This is a genomic window from Rhodoferax sp. (assembly GCF_018063565.1).
Taxonomy (GTDB): Bacteria; Pseudomonadota; Gammaproteobacteria; order Burkholderiales; family Burkholderiaceae_C; genus Rhodoferax.
Genome location: NZ_JAGPBB010000156.1, coordinates 1 through 4,665, shown reverse-complemented (window position 1 = coordinate 4,665; position 4,665 = coordinate 1). Strand labels below are relative to the sequence as shown.

The 4,665-nt window shown below is 59.8% G+C and carries 5 protein-coding genes; 3 read left to right on the top strand and 2 right to left on the bottom strand.

The features are described from left to right. A partial coding sequence (locus tag KBF66_RS18880) for a saccharopine dehydrogenase C-terminal domain-containing protein (protein WP_296661206.1) occupies positions 1-913 on the bottom strand: 913 nt, incomplete at its 3' end. 153 nt (positions 914-1,066) lie between these two features. Here KBF66_RS18880 and KBF66_RS18875 point away from each other — a divergent pair. Both KBF66_RS18875 and rocF read left to right on the top strand, forming a co-directional pair. Then, positions 1,067-1,516, top strand: a complete 450-nt coding sequence (locus KBF66_RS18875) for an Lrp/AsnC family transcriptional regulator (RefSeq protein WP_296661205.1) — start codon at positions 1,067-1,069, stop codon at positions 1,514-1,516. A gap of 42 nt (positions 1,517-1,558) precedes the next feature. Continuing rightward, complete coding sequence (gene rocF / locus KBF66_RS18870; protein ID WP_296661203.1) at positions 1,559-2,476, top strand: arginase; 918 nt, start codon at positions 1,559-1,561, stop codon at positions 2,474-2,476. 51 nt (positions 2,477-2,527) lie between these two features. Here the strand turns inward: rocF and KBF66_RS18865 are convergent, their stop codons facing one another. Then, a complete protein-coding gene (locus tag KBF66_RS18865; protein WP_296661200.1) occupies positions 2,528-2,713 on the bottom strand; it encodes a DUF5668 domain-containing protein in 186 nt (61 codons plus the stop codon). Positions 2,714-2,939: 226 nt separating this feature from the next. On the opposite strand from KBF66_RS18865, the gene KBF66_RS18860 reads away from it, so the two are divergent. Beyond that, positions 2,940-4,586 (top strand): tetrathionate reductase family octaheme c-type cytochrome, encoded by a 1,647-nt coding sequence (locus tag KBF66_RS18860; protein WP_296661198.1) that lies wholly within the window; start codon positions 2,940-2,942, stop codon positions 4,584-4,586. Positions 4,587-4,665 lie beyond the last annotated feature (79 nt).

The window sequence follows — 4,665 nt, the reverse complement described above, 5'->3', positions numbered from 1 at the left end:
GGTTGGTCTCGCTGCGGTCGGCAAAAATCTTGCGCGCAAACACCTCTTGCATGAACTTGCCGTCGCATTCGCCACTGACGGTGACAAACACCAGCACCACGTCCTGCATGGTCAGCGGGATCGATTTACGCAAAATCGTCTTGAGTGTCTCCTGGTCGTGCTGCATGCCCAACTCCTGCAGCAGCATTTTCATGATCGCCCCATGGCCAGGGTAGCGCACAGTTTTGTAGTCCAGGGTTTGCACCTTGCCCTTGAGCGTGTCGCACAGGGTGCCCAACCCGCCCGAGGTGTTGAAAGCCTCGTACTCGGTGCCATCCAGGCTGAAATGCTCCAGTCCTTCCAGGGGCAGGACCTCGATGATCTCGCCATTGCGGATCGCTTCGCAGGGGTGGCAATACTCGTTGATCAGACCGTCCACACTCCAGGTCAGGTTGTACTTGAGCGAATTGGTCGGGAACGCTGGCAGTGCCCCAACGCGCATTTTCACCTCGTTGAGGTAGCTGAACTTCTGGCTCAGATGGTGCGCCACAATGCCAATAAAACCAGGTGCCAGACCACATTGCGGCATGAAAGCGGTCTTGGCCCCTGCGGCTAACGCCATGATGCCGCGGGTGGCCGCCACGTCTTCAGTCAGATCGAAGTAATGGCATCCGGCGGCCTTGGCCTGGGACGCCACCGTGAGCGCCAGGTGATAGGGCAAGGCGTTGATGACCGCATCAAAACCCGCCATGCAGGCGCGCAGTTCGGCCGCGTCAGAGGTGTCAATCAGCGCGGTTTCAAGCTTCAGGTGCGCCAGCGCCTTGAGCGCCACCACACTGCAATCCACCACCTTCACCTGGTAATCACCGCTCTGCGAAAGCAGACTGGCAATGGTTTGGCCAATATGGCCGGCACCCATCAAAACGACTCGCATACACGTCTCCTCGGTTCCAATATGTTGAACTGAGTCTACGCCCAACTCTTGACGAAAGCATCACTACAAAAGACAAAATGCCAGTTTTTCACGACATAATGACATAACATTTGTCGTATCGCCATTAACCCTGCATCTTCCTCTTCTTTCAACTTGAACAAGCCTGCTGTACGACGCGACACACTGGACCGTGAACTGCTCGCACTGTTGCAAACCAACGCGCGCGCCTCGGCGGCCGAGCTGGCGCGCACCCTGGGAACGGCGCGCACCACCGTGTTGGCACGTCTGAGCCGGCTGGAGCGTGATGGCATCATCGCCGGATACACCGTGCGGCTGGCGCAGGACATGCTTGACCAGGGCCTGCAGGCATTTGTCGGGCTGACGGTTCAACCCAAGGCCGGACGCGCCATAGAAGCGCGTCTGGAGCGCATGCCCGAAGCGCGCCAGTTGTGTGCCGTCAGCGGTGAGTTTGATTACGTCTTGCTGCTGCACGCCGACTCCGCCGTGCGCCTGAATGCCCTGCTGGACGAAATCCGCAATCTGGAAGGCGTCGTCAAAACCACCACATCCGTGGCGCTGGCCTGGAAAATCGAGCGCGCCTGAATGTGCCAGCACCCACCCAACCCACCTTCGCAAGCAAACCTTATGAACCCCAACCTCAGCCTGATTGGCGCACCCACCGACATTGGCGCGGGCAGCCGTGGTGCCAGCATGGGACCCGAAGCCCTGCGCGTGGCCAATATGGTGGCCGTACTTGAACAACTCGGGCTGCAGGTGCAGGACCGGGGAAACCTGACCGGCCCCCACAACCCATGGCTGCCCGCAGTGAATGGTTACCGCCATCTCGATGAGGTCGTGGCCTGGAATACCGCCGTGCATGACGCCGTGCTGGCGGAACTGCAGCAGCAGCGGCTACCAGTCCTGCTGGGCGGCGACCACTGCCTTGGCCTGGGTTCGATCAGCGCGGTGGCGCGCCACTGCCGGGACACCGGCAGGAAGCTGCGCGTCTTGTGGCTGGACGCCCATGCCGACTTCAATACCAATACCCTGACCCCAAGCGGCAACATCCATGGCATGCCAGTCGCCTGTCTGTGCGGTTATGGCCCTGCCGAATTGACGGGGATTGGTGGCCAGACACCGGCCATCAACCCCAAATGGATTCGCCAGATTGGCATACGCAGCGTTGACGCCGGCGAAAAACGGCTGGTGCACCAAGCCGGGCTCGAGGTGTTCGACATGCGCTACATCGACGAAATGGGGATGCGCGCCACCATGGAACTGGCGCTGGCGCTGGTGGACGGCAATACCCACCTGCACGTCAGTTTTGACGTGGACTTTCTGGACCCCGACATCGCGCCCGGTGTTGGCACCACCGTGCGTGGAGGCCCCACTTACCGCGAGGCACAACTGTGCATGGAAATGATCGCCGACACCGGCCGCCTCGCCTCGCTGGACGTGATGGAGCTTAACCCGGCGTTTGACGAGCGAAATCGCACCGCCGAAGTCGCGGTGGACCTGATCGGGTCACTGTTTGGCAAGAGCACCCTGATGCGTCAAACCTGAACCAGGCGCCGCGTCAAGCCCCGACGAGCCGCCCTGTTGGGTCCGAGCGGGTCATTCCTGTTTGGGTTTTTTCTCGCCGTTGGGTGTAAAAAACAGCATCAACCCGACCACGATCAGGATCACTGGCCACCAGGTACTTAAAAGCTCGGCCAGACTCAGGTTGATCACACCCAGATTACTCAGCAAAAAAAACGTACCCACCAGCACCAGCACAATCGCTGCAACGTTACCTTTCATGGCGCACCTTTCATTAGTGTCATGCAGGGTAACGCTCAGTGCCACCATTGGCAACAACTTCACGCTGTCATCGGGCCCATCGAGCGCCCGGGACACCGGAGAAATATCGCCCACCTGCATTGACTTAAATCATAGTTCAGCCAACACGCCACTTGTACGATTTGCAGTGGACTGCGAATCGCCACAGTGATGGCGCAGTGATTGGTAGAAAGATAACGGACACTCCATGAAAAAATCCTTCAGCAGCCTGGTCGGTCTGGGCTTGTTGGCACTGTCGCTCTGGGCACAGGCCAGCCAAGCACCGCCTGCCTCATCGGTTAACGCATCGGTAGCGACCGCGGCCAAACCAGCGTCCAAGTCCACCACTGACCACAGCCTGCTGGAGGCCCTGAAAGGGCCATTCAAAACCGGCCCCGAAGTAACCAAGGCCTGCCTGAGCTGCCACAACATGGCGGGTCACCAGGTCATGAAAAGCATCCACTGGACCTGGGAGGCGGTCAACCCCACCACCAACAAAACCCTGGGCAAAAAATGGGCGGCCAACAACTTTTGCGGCTCGCCGCTCTCCAACGAGCCGCGCTGTACCAGTTGTCACGCCGGCTATGGCTGGAAGGACAAGAGTTTTGACTTCAAAGACCAGGGCAACGTCGACTGCCTGGTCTGCCACGACAACACCGGCACCTACAAGAAGTTTGGCACCGATGCCGGACACCCCCTGTACGCCGACCGGGAGTTTGAGCCGCAGGAAGGACCACCGGGCAAAAAACTCTTCAAGGCACCTGACCTGACCAAGATCGCCCAGCATGTAGGCAAACCGGGGCGCGAAAACTGCGGCGCCTGCCACTTCAGCGGTGGTGGCGGCGACGCCGTCAAGCATGGCGACCTCGATTCGTCGCTCAAGAGTCCGTCACGCGATCTCGACGTGCACATGGCCAAGGATGGCGCCAACATGGTCTGCGCCGACTGCCACACCTTCAACGCGCACCAGCCCTCGGGCAGCCGCTACGCCGTCACCGCCAAGGACAAGCATGGCTTTGACCTGCCCAAGGACGACCACAACCGCGCCACCTGCGAGTCTTGCCACAGCCAGGCTCCGCACAAAGAGGCAAAACTCAACAACCATGCCAACAAGGTGGCGTGTCAGACCTGTCACATCCCCGAGTTTGCGCGTGGCGGCATTGCGACCAAAATGCTGTGGGACTGGTCGACCGTGGGCAAGCGCGACGCCGAAGGCAAGCCGCTGTTCATCAAGGACGACCACGGGCACCTGAAATACTCGGCCGCCAAGGGCGATTTCAAGTACGGCGAGAACGTGCGCCCCGAGTACAAATGGTACAACGGCGTCGTCAATCAGGTCACCATCACCGACAAGATCGACGACAGCAAGATTCTTGAGCTCAACCGCGTCGAAGGCTCGGCCCAGGACCCCAACGCGCGTATCTGGCCGTTCAAGGTCATGCACGGCAAGCAGCCCTACGACACGGTCAACAAAACCCTGGTGGTCAACCACGTCTGGGGTGACGACGACACTGCCTTGTGGAAACACTACGACTACGAAAAGTCGATCAAGGCCGGCATGGACTACGCCGGTCTGCCCTATAGCGGCAAGTTTGGCTTTATCGAGACCCGCATGAACTGGTTCACCACCCACATGGTGGCGCCGAAAGAAAAGGCCGTACCGTGTCACCAGTGCCATACCCGTGCCGAAGATGGTCGCCTGGCTGCCATCACCGACATTTACATGCCCGGGCGTGACCGCAACGGCTGGGTCGACCTGCTCGGAGGTCTGGCAATCGCCGGATCGATTGGCGCGGGCGCTGTCCACGGCCTGGTCCGCATCATCACCCGTCGTCGCAAGGGAGCCGCCAAATGAACGCCGCACGTATTTACATCTACAAACGTTACGAACGATTCTGGCACTGGTCTCAGGCGCTGCTGGTCATCATCATGAT